The organism is Chryseobacterium pennae (assembly GCF_003385515.1).
Lineage (GTDB): Bacteria > Bacteroidota > Bacteroidia > Flavobacteriales > Weeksellaceae > Chryseobacterium > Chryseobacterium pennae.
Window position 1 is genome coordinate 12,256 of record NZ_QNVT01000017.1, and the last position, 26,884, is coordinate 39,139.

A 26,884-nucleotide genomic window follows, 5' to 3' on the forward strand; every position below is an offset into this window, starting at 1 on the left:
TGGAATCATTAAAATTAGAAATGAAAAAACTACTCTTAACTTTGACTATAGCAGCGGCATTTCATAATGTGTCAGCCCAGGAAATAACTTTAGATAAAATTTATTCAGGATACTACCGTGGCAAAGGTATTGCCGGGATTACTTCCATGAAAAACGGTGAAAATTACCTTGTTATTGAGCCGTCAGGAATTGCAAAATATTCTTATAAAACATCTCAAAAAGAAGGAAATATCGTGGATGGAAGCTTTGAAAGCTACGTATTCTCTGATGATGAGTCTAAAATTCTTTTGCAGAAAGAAAGCCAGCCTATCTACAGACATTCATTCCTGGGAAAATTTGAAGTAAAAGATTTAAAATCAGGGAAAGTAATCAGCTTAAATGAGGGAAAGCCTGTTCAGGAACCTGGCTTTTCACCTGATGCCACAAAAGTAGCTTTCATTTCTGATAACAATTTATTCTATCAGGATCTAGTATCAGGAAAAATCACTCAAATTACTACTGACGGTAAGAAAAACTCTATTCTTAATGGGTTGGCAGACTGGGTATATGAAGAGGAATTCGGACATGCAAAACTATATGAATGGACAAAAAATTCTGATGCCATTGTATTTGTAAAATCTGACGAGAGCCAGGTTCCAGAGATTTACATTCCTATCTACGGAAAAAATCTTTATCCCACAGAAATGCGTTACAAATATCCTAAAGCTGGAGAAAAAAATTCTGTAGTTTCAGCACAGTTGTACCGTCTTGATACAGGAAAAGCAATACAGCTGAACTTAGGTTCTTTCAAAAACTATTATATTCCTAATGTTTTACAGACTGCAAAAGCAGATGAAATGGTTTTAATAACATCTGAAAGAATTCAAAATGCTTCAGATGTTTTAAAAGTGAATACTAAAACAGGAGCAGTACAGAAATTATTCACAGAAACAGATGATAAGTGGATTGAAACAGACAGTCCTACCATTGAATTCCTTGATGATGATTCTTTCCTTTGGGCTTCTGAAAGAGACGGAAACCGCCATTTATATTGGTATGATAAAGATGGTAAACTAAAAAAACAGGTTACAAAAGGAAATTGGGAAGTAACAGATTATTATGGTTTCAACCCAAAATCTAAAGAGATCTACGTTCAGACTACAGAAAAAGGGAGTATCAATAAAGTGGTTTCTAAAGTGAATATTGAAAACGGAAAGTCTCAGCTGATTTCTAATGCGGAAGGAAACAACTCTGCGAATTTCAGTAAAAACTACAATTATTTCATTGAAACTTCTTCTACTGCTGCAAAACCGTATACTTACATCTTAAAAGACGGTAATGGAAAAACAGTAAAGGAGCTTCAGAATAATAATGATCAGCTTCAGAAACTGAAATCCGATAATTTTGTTGAGAAAGAATTCATCACCATTCCTAATGCTGTAGGCGATCAGATGAATGCCTGGGTAATGAAGCCTAAAAATTTCGATCCTAATAAAAAGTATCCGTTATTTATGTTCCAATATTCCGGCCCGGGATCCCAGCAGGTTGCCAACTCATGGGACAATGGAAACGCCATGTGGTTCAATCACCTTGTACAGAAAGGATACATTGTGGCTTGTGTAGATGGACGTGGAACAGGTTATAAAGGAGCAAAATATAAAAAAGTGACTTATATGAACCTTGGAAAATATGAGATTGAGGACCAGATTACTGCCGCAAAATGGTTCGGAAACCAATCTTATGTTGACAAAAGCAGAATCGGTATGTTCGGATGGAGCTTTGGAGGTTATATGACCAGCTTAGCCATGACAAAAGGTGCGGATGTATTCAAAATGGGAATTGCTGTAGCACCGGTGACCAACTGGAGATATTATGATTCAGTATATACAGAAAGATTCATGAGAACGCCTCAGGAAAATCCTGATGGATATGATAAGAATTCTCCTACTGAGTATGCGAACCTATTGAAAGGAAAATTCCTTTTAATCCACGGAACTGCTGATGATAATGTACATTTCCAAAATTCTATGGAATTATCTGAAGCTTTGATTCAAAATAAAAAACAATTTGATTTCATGGCTTACCCGGATAAAAACCACGGAATCTATGGCGGACAGACAAGACCGCAACTGTTTCAGAAAATGACAGATTTCATCCTGAATAATTTATAAATCAAGCCGCGAATTTACACAGTCCAATAATATAATAAGGCATCTCACTATTGAGATGCCTTATTATATTTATTTCATTAATCATTTAGGGCTCTATTTATTTATTTTATCAATTGAAATTAAAAACTTATTTTTGGGGAAATTGAAATTTGAATATATGAAGACTAAACATCCTAAAGGGCTGCCTTATCTTTTCTTTACAGAAATGTGGGAGCGTTTCGGGTACTACCTGATTCTTGGAATCTTTGTTCTGTATGTCATCGAACCTACCGGTATGAAAGGAGGTCTGGGACTGCCAGATAAAACTGCTGATGATATTTTCGGAACTTATATTGCATTAACTTATCTTACTCCATTTATTGGAGGATTCTTAGCGGATAGAGTTTTAGGGTATATAAAATCTATTTACCTTGGTGGTTTCTTAATGGCTGCCGGATATATAGGAATGGGTGTTTTCAAAGATTTGCCTTTATTCTACTCCTCCCTGGCATTAATTATCATTGGTAACGGTTTCTTTAAACCTACTATTTCTACCCTTTTAGGAAATCTTTATTCTGAAGAACCATATAAAGCAAACAAGGATTCGGGGTATAATATTTTCTATATGGGAATCAATATAGGAGCATTTATCTGTAACATTATTGCAGCATTTATGCGTAATAAGTTCGGTTGGGGTGAAGCTTTCATTACTGCCGGAGTCGGGATGCTTATCGGGATGGTAATTTTCACGATCGGAAGAAAGCACTATATCCATGCAGCACAGATGAAACCTGTACAGGAAGGTGATACAAAACTTTCTGAAATCATGCTTAAAGTATTTGTTCCTGCTATTGCTGCCGGAGCTATCGGTTGGTTTATTCCTAACAATATTTTTGGAAGTGACAGTACAGATGCCTTTATTTTTGCTTGTGTTCCTGTTATTTACTTCTATGCTTCTCTTTACTTTAAAGCTAAGCCTGATGAAAAAGCATCCATTGGTGCATTACTTTCTGTATTCCTGATCAGTATGTTCTTCTGGGCAGTTTTCAAACAGAATGGTACCGCTTTAACAAGATGGGCCAATTATTATACAGACAGAAGCGTTCCTGTTTCTTTGGAAAAGCCTTTGGAAGGAATCTACATGGTTGATGGGAAAAGCTACGAAAACAAAGAAGTTCCTGTGTATGATAACCAATTCCGTTCTCAGAAAGATGACAACGGAAATACTAAAAAAGAAACAGGAAAAGATGTTTACTTTAAAAATATCACCCCGGAACAACGTGCTGCTTTAGAAAAAAATCCTGAAAGTAAAGTTTACTTATACAATACAGAACTGTTCCAATCCATCAATCCATTCTGGGTGATTGCACTAACTCCGGTTGTGGTAGGGTTCTGGGCGCTGTTAAGAAGAAAAGGTAAAGAACCTTTAACACCTACCAAGATCGTTCTGGGATTATTTATTTCAGGGTTATCATGCCTTGTCATGGTTCTGGCAGTAATGGCTGGTGACAACGGAGCTGTAAAAGTTTCTCCTTTATGGCTGGTAGCCAGTTACGGAGTCATCACTATTGGAGAGTTATGTCTTTCACCAATGGGACTTTCATTCGTTTCCAAGCTTTCCCCTGCAAGGATTACAGCTTTAATGATGGGTGGGTTCTTCCTGGCCAACTCAGTAGGAAATAAACTTTCCGGCATTCTGGCGAGTACATGGTATAACTATGAAAACAAAACGAATTATTTCCTTGTGAATTTTGCTTTGTTAATATTTGCTACACTTTTAGGCCTTTCAATGCTAAAAAGATTAAATAAAATCATGAAGGAAAAAGGACATTAATCCTTGATATTATAAAGAATAGAAAGCTGCGGACTGAGTCTGCAGCTTTTTTATTTAAAAATAAAATTAAAACCTTGCCAAAAACCCAAAATAAACTATATTTGTCAGTCTTAACAAAAATTAACAATAGAATAAAAATGGATAATATTGAAGCAATAAGTCCGAAACCGGATGAATTGGTAGAGAATAAGAATTCCAGACATCCAAAAGGATTATGGGTTCTATTCGGAACGGAAATGTGGGAGCGTTTCAACTTTTATGGAATGAGAGCACTTTTGACGCTCTTTATGGTAAATTCCTTATTGATAAAAGAAGCAGATGCAGCCATTATCTATGGTGGATTTTTAGCTTTATGTTATTTAACTCCGCTTTTGGGAGGATTTATTGCAGATAAATACATTGGAAACAGATTTGCAATTATCGTAGGGGGATCACTTATGGCCATTGGTCAGTTTCTATTATTCATCAGTGCATCAACGTTCTCTACAGATATTGGAAGTGCTAAGCTTATTATGTGGCTGGCTTTATTTGTTATCATTTTTGGTAATGGTTTTTTCAAACCGAACATTTCATCAATGGTGGGAAGCCTTTATCCGAAACAGGAAAAATCCAAACTGGATTCTGCTTTCACCATTTTCTATATGGGGATCAATATCGGAGCCTTCTTAGGTCAGTTTATCTGTCCTTACGTAGGAGATGTGAAAGATGCTACCACTGGAGTAAGAGATATTTTTGCTTTCAAATGGGGATTCTTAGCAGCTTCAATTGCAATGGTAATCGGAACTGTAACATTCTTTATTCTTAAAAATAAATATGTAGTAACGCCTGAGGGAAGACCTATCGGAGGATTACCGAAGAACAATTCAACTGCAGATTTTGAAGAAGGAGAATCTCAGACAGCAAAATTCTCAGGGGGATTCTTAGGAGCAACTGTAGCTATATTTGTTGTTCTATTCTTTATATTCAGATATTTATTGGTAGGAGAATTCGGATTTAACTCAGTGGAAATGGGGCAAATGATTAAAGGAATCATATATCCATTTATCTATGCTGCTGGTATTTCCTTAGCATTTCTTATCATGTCTTCTGCTGAAAATAAAATTGAAAGACAGAGAATCTGGGTAATTTATATTGTTTCATTCTTCATTATCTTTTTCTGGGCTGCTTTTGAACAGGCAGGGTCTTCATTAACGTTTATTGCGGATAACCAGACAGACAGAAATATTTTTGGCTGGAATATGCCTCCTTCAATGGTTCAGATTTTTAATGGTATTTTCGTAGTTCTGTTAGCAGTTCCTTTCAGTTTATGTTGGGATAAACTGAGAGCAAAAGGGAAAGAGCCGGTATCTCCATTCAAACAAGCAATGGGATTAGCTTTAATTGCTCTTTCTTATTTTATCATCGCACATAACGTTAAAGATTTAGGAAATTCAGGTCTATTAGCCATCAAATGGTTAATGCTTTTATACTTCATTCAAACTTGTGGTGAGCTTTGTTTATCTCCAATCGGACTTTCTTTGGTGGGTAAATTAGCTCCAAAAAGATTTGCTTCTTTATTATATGGTGTTTTCTTTATTTCCAATGCTGCCGGATATGCTCTGGCAGGTTCATTAGGAGCACTTATTCCTGCAACAGGTGATAAGTTTAAGAAAGCTCAGGAAATTGGGGTAAACTTACAGGATGTTTTAGATAAAAAAGTAACTCTTACTACAGATCAGGTTGCAGCATTTGAAAAGGCTCAGCTACCATTACACAACCCTACTTTTGTAGGATTTGAGATTCATAACTTATTTGAATTCTTCATGGTATTCGTTGTACTTTGTGGTATTGCTTCTGTAATCTTAGGCTTACTTTCACCTATCTTAAAGAAAATGATGCACGGTGTAAACTAACTGCATTAACAAAATATGAATAAAACCTCTGCTAAGTCGGAGGTTTTTTTTATTTTCGTATGATGGAAATTTCCGAAGATTCTTTATTCCTATCCGTAAAGGATATCATTAGACAGTCGCGCGAAAAGGTTTTTCGAATAGCGAATTCTACACTACTGCTTACGTATTGGCAGATCGGAAAACTAATAGTTGAAGATGAACAACAGGGAAAAGAACGGGCAGAATATGGAAAATATACTCTAAAAAATCTTTCTCAGAAGCTTACTTTAGAGTTTGGAAAAGGCTTTGATTACACAAACCTTTCTAATATGCGTAAGTTTTACATTGCTTTTCCAATTGTTGACACACTGTCTCAACAATTGAGCTGGTCTCATTACCGACTGCTCTCAAGCCAGGATGATAAGAATAAGAGACAATATTATCTTAATGAAGCAGCACAAAATAACTGGAATGTAAGGGACTTAAAAAGACAAATCAGTTCCCTGGCCTACGAAAGAGTTCTAGAGCATAAAAAATCTCCAACTGAAAGCATCCACAGTGTTTTAAAAGATCCCTATATTTTTGAGTTTCTGGGTTTAAAAGCCAATGAACAGTTTTCAGAAAAAGAAATTGAAACCGCCATCATAGATCATATTCAGAAATTCTTACTGGAATTTGGAAAAGGATTCGCTTTTGTAGCAAGACAACAACATATTTCCACGGATACTTCAGACTTTTATATTGATCTTGTTTTCTACAATTATATCTTAAAATGTTTTGTCATTATCGACCTTAAAACCGGGGAACTTTCTCATCAGGACATCGGGCAGATTGATATGTATGTAAGAATGTATGATGATCTGAAACGAGGTGAAGGAGACAATCCAACAATTGGTATTTTACTTTGTTCTGAAAAGGATGAAACCATTGTAAAATATTCGGTACTTAATGATAAAAATAATTTATTTGCAAGCAAATATCTGCTGTACCTCCCAAAAGAAGAAGAATTAAAACAAATCATCGACCAGGACAGAATCCGTTTTGAACTGGATCAGGAAAATAAAAACCCTTAATTAAAAATTAATCATATATCGTTATGAGCTTAACTCTAGAAGAAATACAAAATTTTAAAGGAAAATATCCAAAGCAGCTTTGGACCTTATTCACCGTAGAAATGTGGGAACGTTTCTGCTTTTATGGTATGCGAGGAGTTCTTACCATTTTCATGGTAGATCAATTGGGATTACTGGAAGACAAAGCTAATTTACAATATGGAGCCATACAGGCTTTTATTTATGCATTTACTTTTATCGGAGGTATTTTTGCGGACAAAATATTAGGTTTCAAAAAATCTTTGGTTTTTGGAGGAATCATTATGTCCATTGGAAATCTTATTATAGCCTTTTCTCCCCATGACTTCTTTTATTTCGGGATTACCTGTTCTATTATAGGTACCGGATTTTTTAAACCTAACATCTCATCTATGGTTGGAGAACTTTATAAAGAGGATGACCCAAGACGAGATGCCGGATACGGCCTTTTCTATGCCGGAATCAATATTGGAGGTCTTCTAGGTGGAGCTCTATGTGTTTATCTTGGAAAATATCATTCCTGGTCTTGGTGTTTCCTGGCAGCTGCTGTAGTAATGCTCTTAGGTCTTATTACATTTTTTGCTACCAGAAAAACATTAGGCCCAATTGGTGATTCACCATTGCAGTTCATTCCTAAATCAAAGAGAACATTACGTGAAGTATTGGTATATATTGGAGCATTATTAAGCATGCCACTTATCTTCATCATGGTTAAAAATACAAGTTTTACAGATTATTTCATGTATCTTATTGGTATTGCAGCTGTAGGTTACTTCATCATGGAAACTTTAAAACAGACTTCAGCTTACCAAAAGAAACTGATTGCTGCATTTGTGTTTATATTCATGTATTTTGTTTTCAATTCTATTTATGAACAAAGTGGAGGGTCTTTATCTTTATTTGCAAAAGACAACCTTGTACACAGTCTACTGGGCTTTGGAATGGATCCTAATGTCATTAATAACAGTGCCAATTCTTTCTTCATCATTATTTTCAGCCCACTTATAGGCTTAGCTTGGGTAGGTTTGAATAAAAAGAAATTAGAACCGAATACTGTTAATAAATTTGGAATTGGATTTTTATTTTTGGCTGCAGGGTTCTTCTTATTTTATAGTCTGAGATATTTTGCAGGTGCAGATGGAAAATCTTCACTTAACTTATTTACTTTTACATGGCTTGTTATTACTTTCGGAGAATTGTGCTTAGGTCCGATCGGGATGTCTATCATTACCAAATTATCTCCTAAAAAAATGTTTGGAATGATGATGGGGTTATGGTTCTTAGCAAGTGCATTCGGACAGTTTGCTGCCGGAAAAATTGGAGCAAGTTTATCTGAATCCAATACAGGAAATACTAATATGAGTAAACTACTGGCTTATACAGATGGATATAAAACACTGGGTATTTATGCATTAGTTGCCGGAGTGGTATTAATATTGCTATCTTCACTCGTGAAAAAATTAATGCAGGATGTAAAATAGAAAATAAGTAATTATGCTTATTTTTACGTAAATGTCAAATTATGAAGAAAATTTTAAGCATAGTTCTCTTATTATTATTAAATTTTAGTTTTGCACAAACTAAATGGATGACTATTGATGAAGCTCTGAAAGCACAGAAAGAAAATCCTAAAAAGATTCTTATTGATTTTTATGCAGACTGGTGCGGGCCATGTAAAATCATGGATAAAAAAACTTACGGACATCCAGTACTTGCTCAGATTTTAAATGAGAATTTTTATCCTGTAAAATTTAATGCAGAAGAAAAAAAGAGTATTGAAATTTTTGGAAGAACATTTTCCAATCCTAATACAGAACAGAAAAAAGGACGAAACTCTCTACATGAATTTACTCAATATATGAATGTAGGTGCTGTTCCAAGTACTGTATTTCTGGATGAACACGGTGATCCTATTACAATTCTTCAGGGAGAATTATCTGCCAAGGAACTGGAACCTTACCTGGAACTGATCTCAAAGGACCTCTTTAAAAAGATCCGTACCAGAGAGCAGTGGGAAGATTACCAGAAAAAGTTCAAATCTAAAATAAAAGATTAGTACGTAATTCAGATCTCAAACTTTGAATTATCTTCTTATACAACTTAAGACTTTCAATTTTTTTTGGAAGTCTTTTTTATTTTCCCGAAATTCGAACCTTTGTTTTTCATACAATATTCGATTCCCGAAATTCGGGCCTCAGATTAAGAAATGACTTTAGAAACATCCATAGAATATGTAAAAGGAATAGGTCCGGAAAGAGCCAAACTCATTAAAAGCGTGTTGGGATTATCCACTGTAGAAGACATGCTGAACTTCTACCCTATCCGCTATCTGGATAAAAGTAAACTCTACAAGGTTTCCCAACTCCATGAGGAAACCAGCCAGGAAATCCAGTTTAAAGGAAGAATTACCCAGGTTCAGGAGATTCAGACCGGAAAAACTAAAAGACTGACCGCTAAATTCAATGATGATACGGGAAGTATGGATCTTGTATGGTTTCAGTATTCCAAATGGCTGAAGGAACAGCTTCCTATTAACCGCGAAGTTTATATTTTCGGAAAAATTAATGTTTTCAACCGTCAATTTTCCATGCCACATCCTGAGATTGAGGTTGAAGAAAAAAAGGAAGGAGAAGTCAGGCTTAAGCCTATTTATCCAAGTTCTGAAAAACTGACCAAAAGAGGACTCAATCAAAGGTTCTTTCAGAATGCTCTAAGAAATATCTGCAGGGAAATTCCGAATCTTATTGAAGAAAACTTTCCTGAATATCTGATGAAAACATTCAAATTCATGTCCAGACAACATGCTTTTCTGAATGTACATTTCCCAAAGGATTTAGAACATTTTGACCAAGCAGATTTCAGACTGAAATTTGAAGAATCATTCTTTTTTCAGTTGGGATACGGTTTAAAAAAACTTCATCATAAAACCCAGTCACACGGCAACCCTTTTCCTATTATAGGAGACTATTTCAATGATTTCTATGAAAATTATCTTCCGTTCGAACTTACCGGTGCTCAAAAAAGAGTTTTAAAGGAGGTCAGGATGGATATGAAAAAGCCGATTCAGATGAACAGGCTTTTACAGGGTGATGTAGGCTCAGGGAAAACCATGGTAGCTTTACTAACGATGCTTATTGCGATGGACAATGGTTTTCAAAGCTGCATGATGGCTCCTACCGAAATTCTTGCCCAGCAACATTATAACGGAATAAAAGATTTACTTGAAAAAACAGGAATCAATGTCCGGTTACTGACTGGCTCTACCAAAGCAAAGGAAAGACGAATTATTCACGAAGAGCTTGAAAACGGTACGCTTTCTATTCTTGTGGGAACGCATGCTGTGTTGGAGGATAAGGTTAAATTTAAAAACCTTGGGTTGGCTATTATTGATGAACAGCATCGATTCGGGGTAGCACAACGGGCAAAACTTTGGGCCAAAAATAAGATTCCGCCTCATATTCTGGTGATGACGGCTACACCAATTCCAAGAACATTAGCAATGAGTTTTTATTCTGATCTGGATGTTTCTGTAATTGATGAAATGCCTGTAGGAAGAAAACCGATCATTACAGCTCACAGACGTGAAAAAGACAGATTGTATGTATATAATTTCTGTAAAGATGAAATCAAGAAAGGAAGACAGGTTTATTTTGTGTATCCGTTGATTGAGGAGTCTGAAACATTAGATTATAAAAATCTGATGGAAGGATTGGAACATGTCATGGATTTTTTCTCCGACTACAATGTTACCATGCTGCACGGAAAAATGAAGCCGGATGAAAAAGATGCTGCTATGGCTTATTTTGCTTCAGGAAAGGCAGAAATCATGGTTGCCACTACCGTTATTGAGGTAGGGGTAAATGTTCCCAATGCTTCTGTAATGGTCATTGAAAGTTCTGAAAGATTTGGACTTTCACAGCTTCATCAGCTCAGAGGACGTGTAGGAAGAGGTGCTGAACAGAGCTACTGTATCCTGATGACTTCTGATAAATTATCTAAAGAAAGCAGAACCCGTATCAAAACAATGACAGAAACTAATGACGGTTTCAAAATTTCTGAAGTGGATATGCAGCTTCGTGGTCCCGGTGATATTCTGGGAACCCAGCAAAGTGGTGTGGTTGATTTTAAAAGACTGGATCTTATTAATGATTCTGCCATTATTAAAACAACAAAAAATACCGTTGATAGAATTCTTGAAGCCGATCCGATGCTGGCAAGACAAGATAATCTGATGATTAAAAATTACTACATAAAGTACTATAAAGGGAAAAATAAATGGAGTAAAATTTCATAAAAAAAAACCGCAGAAAAAATTTCCTGCGGTCCCCTTATAAAACTGTTATTTAGAAGAAATTACTTTTGATCTGTTTAAAAAATTTATTTTAATAGCTAGATTTAATATTTTGTGATGTGGTGTGAAAATATCTATATATTACTTGGAGATAAACCTTCACTATTAAAATAAATTATAAAATAACAAAATGAATTATTTTTCCAACTTGCTTATTATAAAAACTAACTGTGTCTAGGTGGAGATGAGGGAATGAAACGAATAAAAAATATCTCCAACTATTTCAAGTTTTCATGATTGTACCGTTTTGTTTAAAGATCTTCTATGCTTTAAAATTGGAAATGAACATAATCCATTTTGTTAACATCGTTATTTATATATTATTATGCAGAAACAATTCCCATTCATTCATCTGTATCTTCATGTATATAATTAAATTTGTGTCACTAAGTTTACATTTACAAATGTCCGGATATTACTGTTCTTCTTTCTTATATTATTTTAATTATTAGTTATAAAATTTTCACTTCATAGTGAATATTGTGTATTAAATATCTTTTGTTTCTCTTAAATGAAAAACAAAAACAATCTGTTTATCATACTTTAAGAATAAAATTTTCTTTATTCAATCCCGAAGTGTGATATTGCCAGTTTATGGTAATAACTTCTGTAAGGACCTTTTTTAAAGTTCCAAAATCTGAAGGTTTCTTCATACAGATATTGTTGCCTTTTACGAAGGCTTCTTCAATTTCATCTTCAGTGATTTCATCATCATAAATGGCCGTCACCATATTACAGAACCTTGGATTGGATTTCACTTCATCAATACATTCTACACTGCTTTTTTCAGGAATAGAGTACTTAATAAAAACAATTTCGGGAACTACAGCATCATCATTATTCAGATATTCCATCAGAGCTTTTCCGCTACTGAAACATTGAACTTTTATAGAGATCTTCAGCTCTTTAAATATATTTTTAAAAAAAATTAAGGTGTTTTCATCGTTATCTGCTACAATTACGTTCAGAAATTCTTTATTCATACTGCATTTTAGGGTTTATTACCATGCTTTGGGCTCTTCTTCTTTTGCCAATGATCTTTTGAAACTGTGAGGGCGTAATTCCTGTCGTATTTTTAAACTGAGTACTTAAATGGGCCACACTGGAATAGTTCAGCTTATGGGCAATTTCGGTAAGGCTTTGTTTATTTCTTATAATCAGAGCTTTTGCATGCTCTATTTTCTGGAGAATAATAAAGTTCTCTATGGAAGTATAAGCAACTTCTGAAAATAGATTGGAAAGATATCCATAGCTGTGATTCAGTTTTTCAGAAATATAAATGGATGCTTTCACGGGAATAATTTCTTCAGAAAAGACAAGTTCCACAATGGCATCTTTTATTTTCTGTACCAAAGCCGTTTTCTGGCTTTCTATGATCTCAATACCATAATCACCAAGATTTTTCTTGAAAAGATTATGCTGTTCCTGAGTAAAAGGTTCATAGAACTCCACCTCGCCGAAGTTCAGCAACCGGTATATAAGCCCGTGCTCCTTCAGTTTTTCTTCCAATACCTTTTTACAAAGAGCATTGAAATCAAATTTAACGTACATTTTCATCCTGGTATAAGTAAGCCTATATTTTTAGTAAATATAATAATTTATTTCAAGTAAATGTGAAATAGAAGACTTTTTTTTAACATAATATATATACAAAAAAACTCCTGTATCCGAAAATACAGGAATTTAAACACTAAGGATGAAAAAAATATACTGATAAAAAGCTATGTCAGCTCAAAACCAAGCATATGAATGTATTGTTATAAGTGATTTGGTTCTGAAACAAAGATGATCTAAAAAAAGAAATCACCTGTTATAGAATTACAAGGTAAAGTTACAAAATTTTAAGTCAATTATTCGTGAATTAGAAATTCCATTAAATAATCGTCCATTACAAACCCGTTTCCAATATCAAAAACACCCTCATCATATACCGTATAGCCCTGAGACTCATAGAATTTTCTGGCAGCATTATTTTTATTGACATTGAGGATAATTCTTTTGTTTCCATTTTCAGAAACTTTTTCATTTAAAAACCGAAGGGCACCTTTCCCAAATCCTTTTCCTTTACTTTCCGGAACCAGATAAATGCGGTGCAGTTTGGTGGTCCTATCTTCATAATTGTGTTCATACCCGATAAATCCTTCGTAAGAATCATTATGTTCATCTGCAATAAGATAATAGTGATAATCAGGTTTTTCTAAATGGCTTGCAATTTCCTGTTCCGAATACATTTCAGAAAGCATATACTCCATTTGTTCTTCTGAGAGTATCTCTGCATACGCAATTACCCATGATCTTCTAGCAAGATCCTGAATCAGTGGGATATCTTCTCCTGTAGCTTTTATTAATTTCATATTTTATATACATTATGATTAAAAAAAGTGAAAAGTTGGAACTTTTCACTTTGTTATATTTATTTATCGTAAACGGATATGCTTGTAAAGTAATTGAAAATGGTAAAAAATCAATATCAACTCTTATCATTTCCATTCATTAGATTTTGGTCATTTCAGCCTTAATTTTAGCATAAAGCCCTTCTGATGCAGCAACTAAAGGAAGTCTAAGATAGTTTTTGATAATTCCCTTCTCTGCTAATACCACTTTAATACCGCAAGGATTTCCTTCTGCAAAAATGAGACGTGTAATTTCAACTAATTTATTGTGGATCTCATATGCTTCTTTCACTTTACCTTCAAGAGCGAATTGTACCATGGTTGAAAATTCTTTCGGATACCCCTGCCCGATTACTGATATCACTCCGTTTCCACCTGCCAATGTTACCGGAACAGTAAATTCATCATCCCCGGAAACTAATGAAAAGCCTTCCGGTTTCTTTCTCAGGATATCAAAATACTGCAGGATATTGGGTGCAGCTTCCTTAATCATGAATAGGTTCGGGAATTCACTTGCAAGACGGACCGTAGTATCAGCCTCTACATTCTGCCCTGTTCTGGAAGGAACGTTATAAATGATAATATTTTTCCCTGTGGAAGCTAGGGCTTTATAATGTTGATAAATACCTTCCTGATTCGGTTTATTGTAATATGGAGATACTGACAGGACTGCCTCAAATGCAGAAAGATCTGCTTCCTCGATCTGCTTCTTGACCTCAAGAGTATTATTACCGCCTATTCCTAAAACCAAAGGAAGACGTTTATTATTCACCTTAATGATATGCTCAATTACCTGTTTCTTCTCTTCGTCAGAAAGCGTTGCGGCTTCTGCCGTAGTTCCCAATACTACCAAATAATTGGTTCCGTTCTCAATGTTATATTCAACAAGTTTTGCTAAACTGTCGAAGTCAACGGATAAATCTTCATTAAAGGGTGTTATCAATGCAACACCTACTCCTTTTAAAATGCTCATCTGTTCGAATTATTTTTGTCAAATTTAATCATTTACCGTAAGAATTTACAATAAATAATAATGTTTTATTATACATATAGTTATATTTGCATATACTAAAAGATAGTATGAAATTGCCATACCCGAAATTGTTTACAAAAAACTCAGAAAGAGCCGGCGATTACATATGACCTTATAAAAATAATTTGCAGCATATGAAAAATAAATTCTTGTTATTAGGAATTGTTCTGGTCTCTCTCACAGCATGCAAAACGGCTTCTGTGCCGCAGCTTGTGAATGTAAAGACTCAGAAAAATATTTCTATTAATAATGAGCTAAAAAATGATGAGGAGTTTGTAAAGTTTATTGAACCCTATAAGCTGAAACTGGATAAAGAGATGAACCAAAAGATCTCCCACACCAATGCAGATCTTACCAAACAGGGGGATAACAGCAATCTGGGGAATCTTTTAGCAGACTATACTCTTGAAGGCGGTGATGAATGGACGAAGACTCATCTTAAACAAAATGTAGATGCTGCTTTGATCAATATCGGAGGTATTCGTACTACTATTGGAAAAGGTGATATCATGCTCAAAAATCTTTTTGAAGTAATGCCTTTCGAAAACGAACTGATCATTGTAAAGATGAAAGGAGCTGATTTGCCGGGACTTTTTCAATATTATGCAAAAACGCAGGTCAACAATCCGGTCTCTCACTTATATATTGAAACCAAAAACGGACAGTTAACTCAATCTTTAATTAACGGAAAACAAGTGGATCCCAACAAAGACTACTATATTGCGACTTCAGACTATCTTGCTCTGGGAGGTGATAATATGAGTTTCTTTGCAAAAGGGGAATCTATTCCTACAGGCATTAAACTTAGGGACTTGTATATTGATTACTTCAGAAAAAATCCTGAAATCGTTTCTCCTACAGATGTTCGTTTAAATTTTATTGGTAAAAAGTAATGGATAGAAAAAGTTTTTTAAAAGCAATAGGTGGTGGATCTTTGGCAGTAGCTTTAGCTCCCAATATGATGATGGCGGAAGAATTAAACATTCTTAACTTAAAGTCCGCAAATAAACTGACCATTCTTCACACTAACGACCAGCACAGCAGAATAGAGCCATTCGATACAAGCTACACAAAAAACCCCAATCAGGGTGGTTTTGCAAGAAGAGCTCATTTAATTCAACAAATCAGAAATCAGGAAAGTAACGTATTACTTCTTGATTCAGGAGATATTTTCCAGGGAACCCCTTATTTTAATTTTTTTGGCGGGGAGCTGGAATTCAAATTAATGTCCATGATGAAGTATGACGCTTCTACTATGGGAAATCATGATTTTGATAATGGATTGGACGGATTTTTAAAAGTTCTTCCGAATGCAAAATTTCCATTTATCTGTTCTAATTATGATTTTAAAAATACCATTCTTGACGGAAAAACTTCTCCCTATAAGATTTTCGACAAAAACGGAATCAAAGTCGGGATCTTTGGGGTAGGAATCCAGCTGGATGGTCTGGTAGGTAAAAAGCAATATGCCGAAACGGTTTATTCTAACCCAATTGAAGTAGCACAGCATTATTCAGAATTTTTGAAAAAAGACCAGAAATGTGATCTTGTTATTTGTCTTTCGCACATCGGATATGATTACAAGGATGAGCCTAATAAGATAAGTGATAAAATTCTGGCTGCCAATACAGAAAATATTGACATCATTCTGGGTGGCCATACCCATACATTCTTACCGGAACCTCAAACATTTACCAACAGACAGGGCAAAAATGTTCTTGTCAACCAAGTAGGATGGGCAGGACTTCTTTTAGGTAGAATAGATTTTTATTTTGATACAAACAAAAACATAAAGCATATTTCCTGGAATAACCAGGCAATAGATAGCAGCATAATAGCATAACATGAAAAAACTCTCTCTAATTTCTCTTGGTATTTTAGCCTCCCTGCAGTTTACAAAAGCTCAGATCATTTCATCAAAAAAATGGGCAGATCTCTTTTCCTATAATAATGTCTTAGCCATGAAGGAAGACAATGGAAAAATTGTAGCTGCCACAGAAAACGGAATATTCTATTATACGATATCAACAGGAGAAATTACGAAGTTATCTAAAGCAAACGGTCTTCATAATATAGGGATAACAGCTTTTGATTATGATCCTAAAAGTAAAACAGCGGTTATAGGTTATGAAAATGGAGCGTTGGATGTGGTTACGCCTAATGAAGTAAAATATATTGTTGATATTCCTATCGCTGCTGGCTATAATGGAAATAAAAAAATTAACCATATTTCTATTTCGGGAGACAGAGCTGCAATTTCAGTAGGTTATGGAGTATCTATATTTAATCTTAAAAAGAAAGAATTTGCAGAATCTGCATTTTTCCTAAGTGCTGGAGTGTTTGAAGCCAGTAACGAAGCTACTATATTTGGAAACAAAGTATACTGTGTAACAAATTCAGGTCTGAAGAGTCACGAAATGAACAATACATTCCCTGCGTACTCTACGTGGGTCACCGAAATTCCGGGAGCATTCAAACATATTGATTCCGAATCCGAATTAGCATTTTCTTCTGCCACGGCTGCATTTGTTTATAATAATGGAGCTCCAATACAGCTTCCGATCAATCTAGGAAACATTCAGGATGTTGTGGTAACAGACAATAATGTTGTAGTAACAGACAGTAGAGTATATACTTTTGGACTTAACGGAACTTATTCGAATGCTGTAGATTTTGGAGAACAGTGTAATACCTCTGTTGTAGCAGGTGGAAGAATATTTGCCGGAACTGTACTGTCCGGGATAAAGGATGAAAGCAATAATTCATATAAACCATCCGGCCCACATTTTAATTTTGCTTATAAAATAAGCCTGTATGAAAATAACCAGATTCTGGTTTCCAGCGGGGCAAGAGCCGGAAGGTATAATTATCCTGTAGAAAATCCTAAAAGGCCAGGTTTTTATTATTTTAATGGTACAGAATGGATCTATCCTTCCTATTTTAATACCTTTCCGGGAGAAATTGACATATTAGATGTTATTTTAAATCCTCTTGATCATAGTGAAGTGCTCTTTACAAATTATACAATGACAAATCAGGGAATTTATAAACTTAAATACAATACAGCCAATAAAGACTTTGATTTTGTAAAACGTTATAAAGTACAAGCTACTGACTTTAGCCGACGAACTGTAGGGCTTGCCACAGATACAAAAAATAATATTTTCGCAACCTTTGCTTTTAATGACGGAGGTCCTGCAGTAGCTATGTATGATAAAGCTGCCGATGACTTCGTTCTTAAAGTTTTCGGTTTTAAAAGCCCTGCAGTACAAAAACCCATTGCTTATGAGAACCTGTTATGGATTCCTCTACCAAGAGCCAATTCTTTCTGGGTATATGATTATAAAGATGCAGTTAACCTTTCTGATGACAATGATTATATTTTAAAAGAATCCAATGGACTTCCTCCTAATTCAGGAGGAACAGTATCTGTAGCTTTTGATAAAGCGGGAGATGCATGGATTGGGACAGATAGTGGTTTAAGAGTTTTATCTAATGCTGCTAAAGAAATAACGGGTCTGGAACCTAAGGTTAATCCGATCATTATAGAACAAAATGGCCTTGGTGAAGAACTTTTCAGAGATTCCAGTATTCTTCAGGTGGAAGTAGATGGTGGAGATTACAAATGGGTTTCTGTTGAAGGTGGTGGTGTATACTATCTTTCTTCAGATGGTCAAAGGACCATAAAGCATTTTACAATGGAAAATTCACCTCTTCCTACGAATAGTGTTACTGATATAAAAGCAGATAAAAAGACAGGTAAAGTATATTTTGCAACTTATAACGGTATTGTAACTTATCAGAGTGATGTTACTGATGTAACATCCAATTTCGGAGATGTATTGGTTTATCCTAACCCTGTTGTGTATTCTAATTTCAAAGGGAAGGTTACCATTAAAGGATTAGCAGAAAAAACCAATATAAGAATCACAGATGCCGCAGGAAATGTTGTACACTCTGCGGTCGCAAGAGGAGGTTACTATGAATGGGATCTTAACAACCAGAAAGGAAGCAGAGTAGCTTCAGGAATTTATTTTGTATTAATGACCAACGAAGATGGTTCTGATAAAGCGACAGCCAAAATAGGCGTAGTCAATTAATGAATACACAAAGCGGTTTTTTACTTTCATTCATCAAATACGGGGAAAACGATGCTGTTCTGCATTGTTTTACAGAAGAGGATGGCTTTCAGTCTTATTTTCTAAAAGGAATTTATTCCCGGAAAAATAAAAAGAAAGCCTTCCTGCAACCCTTGAATAAACTTAATTTCTCCATTAGCCCTGTAAGAGGGAATGGAATACCTACGATCTCAAAATTTGAGCTGGTAAAAAGCTATGATACTTATGCTGATATCAAAGCCAGTACTGTCATATTCTTTATTTCAGATTTTTTGAACCAGGTTCTGAAGCTCGAAAATAAAAACCTTACTATTTTCTTCAGTATTGAAAGGTTTATTGCTGAGCTGGAACAACAAAACTATCAGTGTCATTTGCTGTTTCTGCTTGCCATCCTAAAAGTGCAGGGAGTTGCTCCTTTAATAGGTGAAGGAAATTTTTTAGATCCGGAAACCGGAACATTTTCTACAGTTCCCGCGCATCAGGTATTCAGTGAAGAAATTTCAATGATCTGGAAAAGTATTCTCTGTGCTGAAAACCTTTATAGTGTAAAAGTACATTCTTCATTAAGAAAAGATTTTCTGGACAGTCTTTTGGTATATTATCATTATCATATTACAGATTTTCAAACGCCTGCATCACTGGAAGTAATACAGCAGATATTTGAATAGCTGGAAAAGTAGAAAGGTCACTAAAGGAATACCCAGCCTCCCTCTTCCAACTCCCGGCATTTCTTAATTTTCTTTACCTTTTATACCTTCAGCATCTTCCGGCATTTCTGTTTCAGATTCGGCGATTTCTTTTATAGTAAATCTTGGCTGCAGGATTTTTGCGATAAGCCCTGTCCAGCCTGTTTGGTGGGAAGCTCCTACTCCACGTCCGTTATCTCCATGGAAATATTCATAGAATAAAATATAATCTTTAAAATCGGGATCGGTTTGAAATCTTTCATACTGTCCGTGTACAGCGCGTTTTCCGTGTTCATCCTTTAAGAATATTTTTGCCAACCGTTTATTTAAGGAGTCTGCAATCTGATCAAGATTAGAATATTTTCCGCTTCCGGTAGGATATTCAATTAAAAAATCAGGGCTGTAGTAGAAGAAAAACCGCTGGAGGCTGTCTATAATTAAAAAATTGATAGGAAACCAAACCGGACCCCGCCAATTACTATTTCCTCCAAATAATCCACTGTCACTTTCTGCAGGAGTATATTTTACACAGTAATCCGTTTCGTTGAGATTCAGCGTATAAGGATTTTTTTCATATTCTTTAGAAAGGGCTCTTACTCCATAATCACTCAGAAATTCATCAGGATTCAGCATTCTGGCCAGTAATCTTTTTAACCGATGTCCTCGAAGTAAAGACAAAAGGTGCTTGGAATCCTGTCCTTTTACTTCCCATCTTGAAACCAATGCTGCCAATTCCGGCTTATTATCCAATACCCATTTCATTCTTTTCTTAAAATTGGGTAAATTTTCAATCATTTCATCGTCTATTACCTCAACAGCGAACATCGGAATTAATCCTACAATGGTTCTCAGTCGTAAATACATATGAGTTCCGTCACTGGAAGCAATAGCATCATAAAAAAACTCATCTTCTTCATCCCAAAGGCTGAAATTTTCTTCTCCCATATTATCCAGTGAATTGGCAATGGCCAGAAAATGTTCAAAAAACTTCATTGCCATTTCTTCATATACATTATTGTATTGAGCAAGCTCCAAAGCGATCCGCATCATATTCAATGCAAACATGGCCATCCAGCTTGTACCGTCCGACTGTTCCAGCTGTTCTCCATTGGGCAAAGTAGAATTTCTATCAAAGACCCCAATATTATCAAGCCCTAAAAAGCCGCCTTCAAAAATATTGTTACCATTAATGTCCTTTTTATTTACCCACCAGGTAAAATTCATCAGCAGTTTTTGAAAAGCACTTTCCAAAAATTCAAGATCAGGCTTGTCTCTTACATATTCATCAATTTTAAATACCCTGAAAACTGCCCATGCATGTACCGGAGGATTCACATCACTAAAGTTCCACTCATAGGCCGGAAGTTGTCCGTTCGGATGCATATACCATTCAAATAAGAAAAGTTTTAGCTGATGTTTGGCAAAATCAGGATCAATTAATGAAAAACTGATGGTATGAAAAGCCAGATCCCAGGTTGCATACCAAGGATATTCCCATTTATCGGGCATGGAAATAATATGCTCATTATTGAGATGTTTCCAGTCATAATTCCTGATTCTTTCACGCGATTTGGAAGGAGGGATCTCTGCAGGATCACCTTTCAGCCACTTTTCAACATTGTAATGGTAAAACATTTTATTCCAGAGCATACCGGCAAATGCCTGTCTCTGCACCAGTTTTTCATCCTCTGACTGGATTCCTTTCTGGACTTCAGTATAAAACTCATCTGCTTCCTTATGTCTTGTTTTAAAAACAGAATTGAAATCACTGAACGGATCTTTTAAATCTTTATCTGAGATCCGGAACTCGTAGGTTTTTGTTTCTTTAGGTCTAAAATATTCGTCTATAAAAAAGGATGCTTTTGTTCCTGTATTTTTAGGATTAATTGCCTGAGAATTTCCGGTCAGTATAAAATCATTAATTCCATCCTTACAATACCTGGACTCATTGGAAGACTGATACAGCCTTTGATTATTGGTCTCATTATTACAGAACAATGTTTTTGAAGATTGTTTTGCGTACAAATTCTTTATTTCAAGATCCTGATGATTTATCCTGATATGATTAGCTTCCTCAGCAGACAATTGAGGTTTATAGTCATCACATCCCCATTTCCAAGTGTTTCTGAACCAAACTGTTGGCAAAATAACAAGAGCTGCATCTTTTTCTGCTTTATTGACAATCGTTAATCTAATAAGAATATCTTCCTGGCCTTCCTTAGCATATTCAATAAAAATATCAAAGTATTCATTATGCTCCAGAATTCCGGTATCGATTAATTCATATTCAGGTTCATCCTTATTTCTTTCCGCATTTGTTTTTATCAAATCATCATAAGGAAAAGCATTTTGAGGATATTTATACAGCATCTTCATATAAGAATGCGTAGGCGTAGAATCCAGATAATAGAAATATTCTTTTACATCCTCACCATGGTTACCCTCTCCATTGGTAAGTCCAAAGAACCGTTCCTTTACCATTTTATCTTTTTTATTCCAGAATCCAACAGAGAATACAAGTTTCTGAAGATCATCACATATTCCACAGATCCCTTCTTCACCCCATCGATAAGTTTTGGCTTCTGCTGTATCATGGCTGGTATAATTCCAGGCATCACCATTTTCACTGTAATCTTCACGAACAAGTCCCCATTCACGGTTACTGACGTAGGGTCCCCATTTTTTCCATGAAATATCTGAAACTCTTTCTTTTTCTGACATAAGCGTTAATTATGAGTAATGGGTTTTAAAACGTATTCACAAATTGGTAACAACGGTTACCAGACTTTAAATTTTAAACCAAGAAATCCTATCCACCTGTAGAGAAACTCTCAAATGTTGTCATTCCGCCATCAACGAAAATACTGGTGCCTGTAATATAGTCTGCAAGATCGCTGGCAAGAAATACAGCCAGGTTTCCTATATCCTGAGGTTGTCCGATTCTGTTATAAGGAATAAGGGTAAGAAGTGAATTGAGTGCCTCCGGTGTACTCCATGCCTCTTTATTGATCGGTGTCTGAATAGCTCCCGGACAAATAGAATTGACCCGAATCTTATCAGCACCATATTCCTGAGCTAATGTCTGCATCAGCATTCTGACCGCCCCTTTACTGGAAGCATAATTAGCATGCCCTGCCCAGGGAATGATTTCATGCACAGAACTGATATGAATGATCTTTCCACAGGCTATAGAACGGGACGGATCTATTCCCCGTCGGAGAAATTCTTTGATCGCTTCTCTTGCACAAAGAAACTGACCGGTGAGATTAACGCCTATTACCGCATTCCATTGGTCTAAAGTCATTTCAGTAAACTTAGCATCTTTCTGAATTCCGGCATTGTTTACCAGAATATCTACAGTTCCAAATTCTGCAACGACATCCTGAAACATCCGGATCACCTGATCTTCCTGCGAGACATCACATTGATAGGTAATTCCTTTTCCACCGGCATCTGTAATTTCTTTTAATACTGATTTTGCTTCATCCTGAGATCTTGGTGAAGAATGATTGACAATCACAACTGCTCCTGCTGAAGCCAATGATTTTGCAATGCCGGAACCAATCCCGCTGGATGCTCCTGTAACCACTGCTACCTGATTGCGAAGTGATATTTCCATAGTTGTAAATTGATGTTACTCAAAGTTATGGAAACAAATCAGCAGTAAAAAAATTATGATTTTAAAATTTTATTAAAGTTTCTTATACATCAGATATTGAGGCCCGCTTCTTCCGATCCTGGTTTTTCCGTCAAAAATATATCCTGCTTTAAGATAAATATGATAAGCAAGGTCATTTTTCTGGTTAACTGCTAAAACAATTTCATGACAATCTTCGAAATTCACCTTTACAAAATCATCTAATTGCATCATGGCTATCTTCCCTATGCCTTTGCCTTGCATTTTAGGATTTACGGATAAAGACCTTACCAAAACAGCGTTTGCATTATCAGTCAGTTCAAATTTATCCTTTCCAAAATCAAGGACAAAGAAACCTACAGGAACATCATCTTTTAGAATTGTAATGGGAAATGCATCATGATCATCCCTCTTCTTAATATTTTGCAGTGCCTGATTTGCAGTTGCCGTAAAGCGCATCTGATGTTCATCTAAATCATAACTCACCTCTGAAAGATGTTCCTCGGGCTTAAAAAACGCCAACCTTATCATAAGAGGCAGATTTTAGTGATGGTAAATATCTTCATACATTACTCCTGCCCTTATTTCTACCGGAAGCTTATTTTCTTCGGGAACAATGGGACAGTTATAATCATAAGCATTATAGGCACAAAACGGATGGTAAGACTGGTTAAAGTCTAAAATAATGGTATTTCCTTTCGGGGTTTTCAGATCCATATATTTTCCGCCACCATAGGTTTCTTTTTCATTGGTAGCATCCCGGAACGGCAGAAAAAGGTAATCTTTGTATTTATCTTGTTTAATAAGATCCAGACTTTGATACAGCGTTAATGTATAAGGTTTGCCGTCCAGCTCAAAGGTAGCTTTTCCGTATTCTTTATAAGACTTTGTTTTACCTGAAGACGTTGGAAGTTCAAAAGGCTGTGCATCTTTGGTTTTGACAAATTTAGCTGTTACACGGTATTTCAGATCAAAAGGAAAAAAAGGATGTTCTTTAAAATTTTTAAAATTTTCTCCCCTCAAAGGCGTCCTGGCAGGGTCCAGATATTCTTCATTGAGCTCTTTCTGAAATTTTTTGACCTCCATTACTTCTGTAGAAACCATTTTCTGAGAAAAGGCCAATAATGGTAAAAATAAAAAGATCAATATATATTTTTTCATGAACTTAAAAATTATAAGTAAAACTATGAATTTTCCTGCGTATGAAAGTTAAAACTGTACTAAAAAAGCATAATCTGTTTTAAATAAAATTCCTTGTCTTAGATCTAGCATACTTTTTGAGCAGCAAAGGCCATGGACAGAAAGAAATTCATCAAAACGGGTATACTTGCCATTTCAGGTTTTTATTTTCTACAATCAGACCTTTTTCAGGCTGCTGAACGGAGAACAAATACCATAAAACAAACCATAGATTCACCAATTATTATCATTGGAAGCGGCTATGGTGGTGCAGTTTCTGCCTTACGTTTGTGTGAAGCTGGAAAAAAAGTTGTCCTGCTGGAAATGGGTCTTAACTGGGAAAAATCAGGAATTCCCTTTTCCAATCTCTTAAAACCCGGACAAAGTTCAGCATGGCTAAGAAAAAAAACGATTGCTCCTTTTATGAATATCTTTTCCTTAACGCCTTTTACCGGAACACTGGACCGTATGGAGTTTGATACAATTAATATCTGGTTGGGAAGAGGCGTTGGTGGTGGCTCATTGGTTAACGGAGGAATGGCAGTAACTCCCAAGGAAAGCTACTTCAAAGAAGTTTTCCCTAATCTTGACGCTGAAAAGTTTTACAGCCATTACTTCCCTCTCGTACAGGAAGAGCTCAAAGTAAATATTATTGATGAAAAGTTTCTAAATGATTGTCCTTATTACAAATTTACAAGAGTGGGTGAAGAAGAGGCTCATAAAGCAGGTTTTAAAACTATGAGAGTTCCCAATGTTTATGATTTTAAATATATGGAAAAGGAATTCCGGAATGAAGTTCCCCGCTCTGCTCTCAATACAGAAGTGATCTATGGAAATAACCATGGTAAAAACAGTTTGGATAAAACCTATCTGAAAAAGGCTTTAGAAACTGGAAATCTTGAAATTCTGGATCTGCATTGTGTAGATCATATTAAACTCAATGATGATAAAAGTTATACATTAAATGTTCAGCAAATTGATACCTCAGGGAAAGTGATTGCTGATAAAATTTTCAATTGTAAGAAACTTATCCTTTCAGCGGGAACAATGGGAACTTTACAACTTTTATTACGTTCAAATGCAGTTAATAATCTTCCTGTTCACGAAAAAATCGGAAAGAACTGGGGGAACAACGGGAATTTTATGACAGGAAGAAACTGGGTAAAACCATTATCAGGTGGAACCGGTTCAAAACAATCAACAATTCCTGTGGGCGGAATTGATAACTGGGATGATAAAGAACATCCTTTTTTCACCGAAATAGCGCCTTTACCAATGGGAATGGATGTTGCCACAGCTTTATATCTGCTCATCAACAGAGTGAACAAGAAAGGAGAAGTAGGATATGATAGAATCAATCAGAAACTTATACTAAACTGGGATGAAAGCCATACAGCCAACATGAAAGAAAATGCCAGGTATTTTATCCGGAAAATGAATAATGCGAATGGAGGTACCCGAAGCCACTTTCTGTTCAACAATGGTTTTGGAGCAGATATTTGTTATCATCCGTTGGGCGGATGTGTATTGGGTGAAGCCACCAATGAGTTTGGTAAGCTAAAGGATCATGAAAACCTGTATGTACTTGACGGTTCGCTAATTCCCGGAACAATTGGGGTTAATCCATTCGTAACCATTACAGCTATTGCCGAATATTGTATTGAAAATCTGATCAGGCAGAATGAATTTTCTTAAGAAGGTAATGCTTTTACTTCTTTCAGATAATTTCGGATGTCAGCTTCATGCTGAAAAGGATATTCAAAATTCAGTTTTTTGGCTAAAACAGTTCCCAGTTCATGAACAAGGTCAGCAAAAGCAAAAAGAGCTGTCCAGTTTTCTTCAAGATCACTTCCTGAAAAAGTAGCTTCTACTTTATTCCACTCTTCTGCAGAAAGATATTTTTTGAAGAGCCTTCCGTGTTTGTTAGTGGTTATATTTTTCCAGTCATGAAAACTTGCAATATACCATTCGATTAAAGGAACCAGATAATCGGTTCTCAAGATATCTTCAGACATGAATTTAGCGTAGAAAATATCACCGCGCTTAAGACATTTTGCAACATACATGGTATCCCACCAGAAATCATTCTGTAATTGTCTAAACTCTTTTTCCGTTGGTTGATGAATCATGATGGATTGATAGGTTGGAGCCTTCAGATCCTTTGTAAGACCATCTTTATCAATCAAAACTTTATATCCCACATCCCAGTCATCAGAAAGTTTTTCTTTCTTTACTTCTTCAGAAAATTCAGATACCTGATACAGCTTAAAATCAACTTTCACATGGTCTTTGTATAAAACCATCTTCATAGCATGTTTTCCATCAAAGACTGTATCATCTTCCTCTATCATGGAAATGGGTTCTCCAAAAAGACTGATCCATTCATTATGATCTTCGTATGCTTTTCTGTTTTGAAAAACCAGTTCCACATCAAGATCACTGAAATCATCTACAGGAGCATATGGATTGACCAGTGAACTCGTCAAAAGAACAGCACGGATATCTGGATTGTTTTCTGCCCAGTGAATGATTTGTTCCAGCTTTTCTTCTCTAACCTTCATG

General features: G+C 35.6%; 21 protein-coding genes. 12 read left to right on the forward strand and 9 right to left on the reverse strand.

Features of this window, described 5'->3' with window-relative positions:
• The first annotated feature begins 20 nt into the window (after positions 1 to 20).
• The 7 genes from DRF65_RS16750 to recG all read left to right on the forward strand — a co-directional run bounded on the left by DRF65_RS16750 (position 21) and on the right by recG (position 11,219).
• A complete protein-coding gene (locus DRF65_RS16750) occupies positions 21 to 2,150 on the forward strand; it encodes a S9 family peptidase (protein WP_115971911.1) in 2,130 nt (709 codons plus the stop codon).
• Between the two features lie 157 nt (positions 2,151 to 2,307).
• Entirely contained in the window at positions 2,308 to 3,963 is a 1,656-nt protein-coding gene (locus tag DRF65_RS16755; RefSeq protein WP_115972003.1) for a peptide MFS transporter, read from the forward strand.
• A gap of 137 nt (positions 3,964 to 4,100) precedes the next feature.
• Positions 4,101 to 5,855: a peptide MFS transporter gene (locus tag DRF65_RS16760; RefSeq protein ID WP_115971912.1), complete on the forward strand. Its 1,755-nt coding sequence runs from the start codon at positions 4,101 to 4,103 to the stop codon at positions 5,853 to 5,855.
• A gap of 59 nt (positions 5,856 to 5,914) precedes the next feature.
• Positions 5,915 to 6,907 (forward strand): PDDEXK nuclease domain-containing protein, encoded by a 993-nt coding sequence (locus DRF65_RS16765; protein ID WP_115971913.1) that lies wholly within the window; start codon positions 5,915 to 5,917, stop codon positions 6,905 to 6,907.
• A 23-nt stretch (positions 6,908 to 6,930) separates the two neighbouring features.
• A complete protein-coding gene (locus DRF65_RS16770; RefSeq protein WP_115971914.1) occupies positions 6,931 to 8,406 on the forward strand; it encodes a peptide MFS transporter in 1,476 nt (491 codons plus the stop codon).
• 41 nt (positions 8,407 to 8,447) lie between these two features.
• Positions 8,448 to 8,981: a thioredoxin family protein gene (locus DRF65_RS16775; RefSeq protein WP_115971915.1), complete on the forward strand. Its 534-nt coding sequence runs from the start codon at positions 8,448 to 8,450 to the stop codon at positions 8,979 to 8,981.
• 150 nt (positions 8,982 to 9,131) lie between these two features.
• Positions 9,132 to 11,219, forward strand: coding sequence for an ATP-dependent DNA helicase RecG (recG, locus tag DRF65_RS16780; protein WP_115971916.1), 2,088 nt, complete (start codon positions 9,132 to 9,134; stop codon positions 11,217 to 11,219).
• Between the two features lie 593 nt (positions 11,220 to 11,812).
• Here recG and DRF65_RS16785 read toward each other — a convergent pair.
• From DRF65_RS16785 to dapA, 4 genes are all read right to left on the reverse strand, one after another.
• On the reverse strand, positions 11,813 to 12,259 hold the full coding sequence (locus DRF65_RS16785) for a response regulator (RefSeq protein ID WP_115971917.1): 447 nt from the start codon (positions 12,257 to 12,259) through the stop codon (positions 11,813 to 11,815).
• Entirely contained in the window at positions 12,252 to 12,833 is a 582-nt protein-coding gene (locus DRF65_RS16790) for a helix-turn-helix domain-containing protein (protein ID WP_115971918.1), read from the reverse strand. Before DRF65_RS16790 ends, DRF65_RS16785 begins: the two co-directional genes overlap by 8 nt.
• Before the next feature lie 293 nt (positions 12,834 to 13,126).
• On the reverse strand, positions 13,127 to 13,630 hold the full coding sequence (locus DRF65_RS16795) for a GNAT family N-acetyltransferase (RefSeq protein ID WP_115971919.1): 504 nt from the start codon (positions 13,628 to 13,630) through the stop codon (positions 13,127 to 13,129).
• 139 nt (positions 13,631 to 13,769) lie between these two features.
• Positions 13,770 to 14,642 carry a 4-hydroxy-tetrahydrodipicolinate synthase gene (gene dapA / locus DRF65_RS16800; RefSeq protein ID WP_115971920.1) on the reverse strand — a complete coding sequence of 291 codons (873 nt, stop codon included), beginning with the start codon at positions 14,640 to 14,642 and terminating at the stop codon, positions 13,770 to 13,772.
• 194 nt (positions 14,643 to 14,836) lie between these two features.
• On the opposite strand from dapA, the gene DRF65_RS16805 reads away from it, so the two are divergent.
• Genes DRF65_RS16805 through recO form a run of 4 tightly spaced genes read left to right on the forward strand, consistent with a single transcriptional unit; the run spans position 14,837 to position 19,488 of the window.
• Positions 14,837 to 15,595 carry a 5'-nucleotidase C-terminal domain-containing protein gene (locus DRF65_RS16805; protein WP_115971921.1) on the forward strand — a complete coding sequence of 253 codons (759 nt, stop codon included), beginning with the start codon at positions 14,837 to 14,839 and terminating at the stop codon, positions 15,593 to 15,595.
• Positions 15,595 to 16,545, forward strand: a complete 951-nt coding sequence (locus DRF65_RS16810; RefSeq protein WP_115971922.1) for a bifunctional metallophosphatase/5'-nucleotidase — start codon at positions 15,595 to 15,597, stop codon at positions 16,543 to 16,545. Before DRF65_RS16805 ends, DRF65_RS16810 begins: the two co-directional genes overlap by 1 nt.
• A gap of 1 nt (position 16,546) precedes the next feature.
• Complete coding sequence (gene porZ / locus DRF65_RS16815; protein WP_185148471.1) at positions 16,547 to 18,802, forward strand: type IX secretion system anionic LPS delivery protein PorZ; 2,256 nt, start codon at positions 16,547 to 16,549, stop codon at positions 18,800 to 18,802.
• The gene (recO, locus tag DRF65_RS16820; protein WP_115971923.1) at positions 18,802 to 19,488 is read left to right on the forward strand and encodes a DNA repair protein RecO; all 687 of its coding nucleotides are present in this window, start codon (positions 18,802 to 18,804) and stop codon (positions 19,486 to 19,488) included. Before porZ ends, recO begins: the two co-directional genes overlap by 1 nt.
• A gap of 63 nt (positions 19,489 to 19,551) precedes the next feature.
• Here recO and DRF65_RS16825 read toward each other — a convergent pair whose 3' ends face one another.
• From DRF65_RS16825 to DRF65_RS16840, 4 genes are all read right to left on the reverse strand, one after another.
• Positions 19,552 to 22,227: an MGH1-like glycoside hydrolase domain-containing protein gene (locus tag DRF65_RS16825; protein ID WP_115971924.1), complete on the reverse strand. Its 2,676-nt coding sequence runs from the start codon at positions 22,225 to 22,227 to the stop codon at positions 19,552 to 19,554.
• 88 nt (positions 22,228 to 22,315) lie between these two features.
• Positions 22,316 to 23,125 (reverse strand): glucose 1-dehydrogenase, encoded by an 810-nt coding sequence (locus DRF65_RS16830; protein WP_115971925.1) that lies wholly within the window; start codon positions 23,123 to 23,125, stop codon positions 22,316 to 22,318.
• Positions 23,126 to 23,197: 72 nt separating this feature from the next.
• On the reverse strand, positions 23,198 to 23,674 hold the full coding sequence (locus DRF65_RS16835; protein ID WP_115971926.1) for a GNAT family N-acetyltransferase: 477 nt from the start codon (positions 23,672 to 23,674) through the stop codon (positions 23,198 to 23,200).
• Positions 23,675 to 23,686: 12 nt separating this feature from the next.
• Positions 23,687 to 24,304: a DUF1684 domain-containing protein gene (locus tag DRF65_RS16840; protein WP_115971927.1), complete on the reverse strand. Its 618-nt coding sequence runs from the start codon at positions 24,302 to 24,304 to the stop codon at positions 23,687 to 23,689.
• A gap of 132 nt (positions 24,305 to 24,436) precedes the next feature.
• Between DRF65_RS16840 and DRF65_RS16845 the strand changes: the two genes are divergently transcribed.
• The gene (locus tag DRF65_RS16845; protein WP_115971928.1) at positions 24,437 to 26,017 is read left to right on the forward strand and encodes a GMC family oxidoreductase N-terminal domain-containing protein; all 1,581 of its coding nucleotides are present in this window, start codon (positions 24,437 to 24,439) and stop codon (positions 26,015 to 26,017) included.
• Here DRF65_RS16845 and DRF65_RS16850 read toward each other — a convergent pair.
• On the reverse strand, positions 26,014 to 26,883 hold the full coding sequence (locus tag DRF65_RS16850) for an AadS family aminoglycoside 6-adenylyltransferase (RefSeq protein WP_115971929.1): 870 nt from the start codon (positions 26,881 to 26,883) through the stop codon (positions 26,014 to 26,016). The two genes, DRF65_RS16845 and DRF65_RS16850, sit on opposite strands and share 4 nt — an antisense overlap.
• Position 26,884 lies beyond the last annotated feature (1 nt).

What these genes read in the sequence shown, in the direction of transcription:
- DRF65_RS16755 (WP_115972003.1), top strand. Translation starts at nt 2,308, where the DNA reads ATGAAGACTAAACATCCTAAAGGGCTGCCTTATCTTTTCTTTACAGAA.
- DRF65_RS16760 (WP_115971912.1), top strand. Translation starts at nt 4,101, where the DNA reads ATGGATAATATTGAAGCAATAAGTCCGAAACCGGATGAATTGGTAGAG.
- DRF65_RS16810 (WP_115971922.1), top strand. Translation starts at nt 15,595, where the DNA reads ATGGATAGAAAAAGTTTTTTAAAAGCAATAGGTGGTGGATCTTTGGCA.
- porZ (WP_185148471.1), top strand. Translation starts at nt 16,547, where the DNA reads ATGAAAAAACTCTCTCTAATTTCTCTTGGTATTTTAGCCTCCCTGCAG.
- DRF65_RS16765 (WP_115971913.1), top strand. Translation starts at nt 5,915, where the DNA reads ATGATGGAAATTTCCGAAGATTCTTTATTCCTATCCGTAAAGGATATC.
- DRF65_RS16750 (WP_115971911.1), top strand. Translation starts at nt 21, where the DNA reads ATGAAAAAACTACTCTTAACTTTGACTATAGCAGCGGCATTTCATAAT.
- recG (WP_115971916.1), top strand. Translation starts at nt 9,132, where the DNA reads ATGACTTTAGAAACATCCATAGAATATGTAAAAGGAATAGGTCCGGAA.
- DRF65_RS16845 (WP_115971928.1), top strand. Translation starts at nt 24,437, where the DNA reads ATGGACAGAAAGAAATTCATCAAAACGGGTATACTTGCCATTTCAGGT.
- DRF65_RS16850 (WP_115971929.1), bottom strand. Translation starts at nt 26,883, where the DNA reads ATGAAGGTTAGAGAAGAAAAGCTGGAACAAATCATTCACTGGGCAGAA.
- DRF65_RS16835 (WP_115971926.1), bottom strand. Translation starts at nt 23,674, where the DNA reads ATGATAAGGTTGGCGTTTTTTAAGCCCGAGGAACATCTTTCAGAGGTG.
- DRF65_RS16830 (WP_115971925.1), bottom strand. Translation starts at nt 23,125, where the DNA reads ATGGAAATATCACTTCGCAATCAGGTAGCAGTGGTTACAGGAGCATCC.
- DRF65_RS16785 (WP_115971917.1), bottom strand. Translation starts at nt 12,259, where the DNA reads ATGAATAAAGAATTTCTGAACGTAATTGTAGCAGATAACGATGAAAAC.
- DRF65_RS16825 (WP_115971924.1), bottom strand. Translation starts at nt 22,227, where the DNA reads ATGTCAGAAAAAGAAAGAGTTTCAGATATTTCATGGAAAAAATGGGGA.
- DRF65_RS16805 (WP_115971921.1), top strand. Translation starts at nt 14,837, where the DNA reads ATGAAAAATAAATTCTTGTTATTAGGAATTGTTCTGGTCTCTCTCACA.
- DRF65_RS16795 (WP_115971919.1), bottom strand. Translation starts at nt 13,630, where the DNA reads ATGAAATTAATAAAAGCTACAGGAGAAGATATCCCACTGATTCAGGAT.
- DRF65_RS16775 (WP_115971915.1), top strand. Translation starts at nt 8,448, where the DNA reads ATGAAGAAAATTTTAAGCATAGTTCTCTTATTATTATTAAATTTTAGT.
- DRF65_RS16840 (WP_115971927.1), bottom strand. Translation starts at nt 24,304, where the DNA reads ATGAAAAAATATATATTGATCTTTTTATTTTTACCATTATTGGCCTTT.
- recO (WP_115971923.1), top strand. Translation starts at nt 18,802, where the DNA reads ATGAATACACAAAGCGGTTTTTTACTTTCATTCATCAAATACGGGGAA.
- DRF65_RS16790 (WP_115971918.1), bottom strand. Translation starts at nt 12,833, where the DNA reads ATGAAAATGTACGTTAAATTTGATTTCAATGCTCTTTGTAAAAAGGTA.
- DRF65_RS16770 (WP_115971914.1), top strand. Translation starts at nt 6,931, where the DNA reads ATGAGCTTAACTCTAGAAGAAATACAAAATTTTAAAGGAAAATATCCA.
- dapA (WP_115971920.1), bottom strand. Translation starts at nt 14,642, where the DNA reads ATGAGCATTTTAAAAGGAGTAGGTGTTGCATTGATAACACCCTTTAAT.